We start from the raw sequence: 3,684 nt of genomic DNA, 5'->3' as shown, positions 1-3,684 counted from the left end.
CCACATCTTCCTGAACACCGTCGATGGCCGAGTACTCGTGAAGTACACCGGCGATCGTTACTTCCGTCGGCGCATAACCCACCATCGACGACAACAGCACCCGCCGCAGAGCATTGCCTAGCGTATGGCCGTAACCACGCTCGAAAGGCTCCAAGGTCACCTTGGCACGGTGGCCGCCAAGTGGCTCCACATTGATCGATTTGGGTTTGAGCAGATTGGTTTGCATGAAGTCTTTCTTTCAATACCCTCGGTTCGTTACACCGATAAGGCTGAGGGACCAACCGGGCGTCGCCGCGATAGGGCCGACCCAGACGAGGGAAAGCCGACCGCACCCGTTGAGGGTGCCGCCGGCAGCTGCAAAACGATTAACGCGAGTACAACTCAACGATCAACGACTCGTTGATCTCAGCGCCGAACTCGTCGCGATCAGGAGCCTTCTTGAAGACGCCTTCCAGCTTCGCAGCATCAACCGTCACCCAGGCCGGCAAGCCAATCGACTCGGCCAACTTCATAGCGTCGATGATGCGCAACTGCTTCTTGGACTTCTCGCGCACAGCAACGGTGTCACCGGCCTTCACCAAGTAAGAAGCGATATTGACGACTTCACCGTTGACGGTGATGCCCTTGTGCGAGACCAACTGGCGGCTTTCGGCACGGGTCGAGCCGAAGCCCATCCGGTACACGACGTTGTCCAGCCGCGACTCAAGCAGTGACAGCAGGTTGGAGCCGGTCGAGCCTTTGCGGCGCTCGGCTTCGGCGAAGTAGCGGCGGAACTGACGCTCCAGAATGCCGTACATGCGCTTGACCTTCTGCTTTTCACGCAGTTGCAGACCGAAGTCCGACGTGCGCTGGCCAGAGGTACGGCCATGCTGACCGGGCTTGGAATCAAACTTTGCCTTGTCCCCGATGGCGCGACGTGCGCTCTTCAGAAACAGGTCCGTGCCTTCGCGACGGGAGAGTTTGCACTTGGGGCCTAAATAACGTGCCACTTTAGATTTCCTTTTTTTTCTGACGCACGGCCCGTCGGCGCATGCGCGAGTCTGGCCCTATCTTAGTCGGCTCAGACGGTGGTATTGAAGAATCCCATCGCACAAACGGGATTCAACGAAACGGCCGGCGCGGCACTTGCGTGCCCGCCGGCGCGGGATAACTTTCGATTATCGCAGAATTCGCATCTTTGGCAAAAGCCTTAGATACGACGACGCTTTTGTGGGCGGCAACCGTTGTGCGGAACCGGAGTCACGTCAGAGATCGAGTTGATCCGGATGCCAAGAGCACCCAGTGCACGAACCGAGGACTCACGGCCTGGGCCTGGGCCCTTGATCTTGACATCAAGATTTTTGATGCCTTGATCTTGTGCGGCACGTCCGGCAACTTCAGCCGCGACCTGAGCAGCGAAAGGCGTCGACTTGCGCGAGCCCTTGAAGCCTTGGCCGCCACTGGAAGCCCAGGACAGCGCGCCGCCTTGACGGTCAGTGATCGTAATGATCGTATTGTTGAACGACGCGTGTACGTGAGCGATGCCATCGGCAACGTTCTTACGAACCTTCTTACGGACGCGTTGTGCAGCCGAGTTATTGGGTGCTTTTGCCATCTTGATCTTCTTTCTGTGCTAGCCGCAGATCACTTCTTACCCGTAGCAGCCGACTTGCGCGGGCCTTTACGAGTGCGAGCGTTCGTACGGGTGCGCTGACCGCGCATGGGCAAACCACGACGATGACGGAAACCACGGTAGCAACCGAGATCCATCAAACGCTTGATGTTGATAGACATCTCGCGGCGCAGGTCGCCTTCGATGGTCATCGCCCCCACTGTTTCACGAATCTTTTCGAGATCGGAATCGGTGAGGTCTTTGACCTTCTTGTCGAATGGAATACCGCAAGAAGTACAGATCTTCTGTGCCGTCGTACGGCCAACACCGTAGATGGAAGTCAGACCGATCTCTGTATGCTTATGCGGCGGAATGTTAATACCAGCAATGCGTGCCATGTGGTTCCTCTAAATCGCTCGTGTCGTGCTGCAATCAGCCCTGGCGCTGTTTGTGGCGGGGATCTGTACAGATCACACGCACCACGCCCTTGCGGCGGATGATCTTGCAATTGCGGCACATCTGCTTGACGGATGCCGAAACTTTCATGGTCTACTCCTTGACCTACAAAAATGCGCTGAATGCGCGTAACCGGGGAATAGAAATGCTCACTTCGCCCGGAACACGATGCGAGCACGACTCAAGTCGTACGGGGTTAATTCAACGGTGACTTTATCGCCTGGCAAAATACGAATGTAGTGCATCCGCATTTTTCCGGAGATATGCCCGAGAACAACATGCCCGTTCTCCAGCTTCACACGAAACGTGGCATTGGGCAGATTCTCGAGAATCTCACCTTGCATTTGAATGACGTCGTCTTTCGCCATGCCTTCGTTTCTGTTCTGATGGATCTTGGTTGAACAATGGTTCAGCTTTTCAGCTGGCCTTGAAATTTGCCTTCTTCAGCAGCGAATCGTACTGCTGACTCATCACGTAAGACTGCACCTGAGCCCAGAAGTCCATGGTGACCACAACAATGATCAGCAAGGATGTACCGCCAAAATAGAACGGCACGTTGTACTTCAAGGTCAAGAATTCCGGCAACAAACACACACCTGTGATGTATATCGCGCCAGCCAAAGTCAAACGGGACAAGATCTTGTCAATATGCTTTGCAGTCTGCTCACCTGGTCGAATACCAGGAATGAACGCACCACTCTTCTTCAGATTGTCTGCAGTCTCGCGGCTATTGAAAACAAGCGCCGTGTAGAAGAAGCAGAAGAACACTATCGCACTGGCGTACAGCAAGACATAGATGGGTTGCCCCGGACTCACCATACCAGCAAGATCTTTCAACCAGCGAAGACTATCACCCGTCGCAAACCAACTCACCACAGTCGTGGGGAGCAAAATAATAGACGACGCGAAAATAGGTGGGATCACCCCTGCCATATTCAACTTCAACGGCAAGTGTGAGCTCTGCCCGCCATAAACCTTATTCCCCACCTGCCGCTTGGCGTAATTCACCAAGATTTTCCTCTGACCGCGCTCAACAAACACCACCAAGTAGGTGACTGCAACGACCACAGAAATAATGAACAGCGAAGAAACTGGGCCCATCGCGCCGGTCCGCACCAACTCAAGCAGACCACCCACTGCGCCAGGCAAGCCAGAAGCGATACCAGCGAAGATCAGGATGGAGATTCCATTACCCAAACCGCGTTCGGTAATTTGCTCGCCCAACCACATCAGAAACATCGTGCCAGCAACCAAGCTAGACACCGCTGTGAGGCGGAATCCAAACCCTGGACTGATCACCAAGCCGGCTGAACTTTCCAAGGCCAGTGCGATACTCAACGACTGGAACAGCGCCAAACCCAAGGTACCGTAACGTGTGTACTGGGTGATCTTGCGACGTCCAGACTCGCCCTCCTTCTTCAACGACTCCAAAGCCGGCACCACATATGTCATCAGTTGGATGACGATGGAGGCGGAAATGTAGGGCGTAATGCCCAGCGCGAAGACGGTGAAGCGCGACAGCGCCCCTCCAGAGAACATATTGAACAGACTCAGGATGCCGCCCTCCTGACCCTTGAATGCGCCCAACAGCACCAGCAATAGCCAAGGTACAGGCGGCAACAGCAGGCTGCTGAGCA

At 55.0% G+C, this 3,684-nt stretch carries 6 protein-coding genes and 1 pseudogene; all 7 read right to left on the bottom strand.

Features of this window, described 5'->3' with window-relative positions; genetic code table 11:
• Positions 1–226 (bottom strand): annotated as a pseudogene (locus tag RMO57_RS06565) (DNA-directed RNA polymerase subunit alpha); the annotation flags it as partial.
• 139 nt (positions 227–365) lie between these two features.
• Positions 366–989: a 30S ribosomal protein S4 gene (gene rpsD, locus RMO57_RS06560; protein ID WP_310385270.1), complete on the bottom strand. Its 624-nt coding sequence runs from the start codon at positions 987–989 to the stop codon at positions 366–368.
• A gap of 200 nt (positions 990–1,189) precedes the next feature.
• Positions 1,190–1,594: a 30S ribosomal protein S11 gene (gene rpsK, locus RMO57_RS06555; protein WP_058721926.1), complete on the bottom strand. Its 405-nt coding sequence runs from the start codon at positions 1,592–1,594 to the stop codon at positions 1,190–1,192.
• A 29-nt stretch (positions 1,595–1,623) separates the two neighbouring features.
• On the bottom strand, positions 1,624–1,989 hold the full coding sequence (gene rpsM / locus RMO57_RS06550) for a 30S ribosomal protein S13 (protein WP_310385269.1): 366 nt from the start codon (positions 1,987–1,989) through the stop codon (positions 1,624–1,626).
• Between the two features lie 34 nt (positions 1,990–2,023).
• Positions 2,024–2,137, bottom strand: a complete 114-nt coding sequence (gene rpmJ / locus RMO57_RS06545) for a 50S ribosomal protein L36 (protein WP_056194202.1) — start codon at positions 2,135–2,137, stop codon at positions 2,024–2,026.
• 59 nt (positions 2,138–2,196) lie between these two features.
• Positions 2,197–2,415, bottom strand: a complete 219-nt coding sequence (infA, locus tag RMO57_RS06540; protein WP_009855680.1) for a translation initiation factor IF-1 — start codon at positions 2,413–2,415, stop codon at positions 2,197–2,199.
• A gap of 49 nt (positions 2,416–2,464) precedes the next feature.
• On the bottom strand, positions 2,465–3,684 hold a 1,220-nt coding region (gene secY / locus RMO57_RS06535), incomplete at its 5' end, for a preprotein translocase subunit SecY (RefSeq protein ID WP_310385268.1).

The sequence above is a fragment of the Roseateles sp. genome (assembly GCF_031397715.1).
Classification (GTDB): domain Bacteria; phylum Pseudomonadota; class Gammaproteobacteria; order Burkholderiales; family Burkholderiaceae_C; genus Paucibacter_A.
The sequence above is the reverse complement of the archived record's forward strand: the minus strand, read 5'-3'. Positions and strand labels throughout refer to the sequence as shown.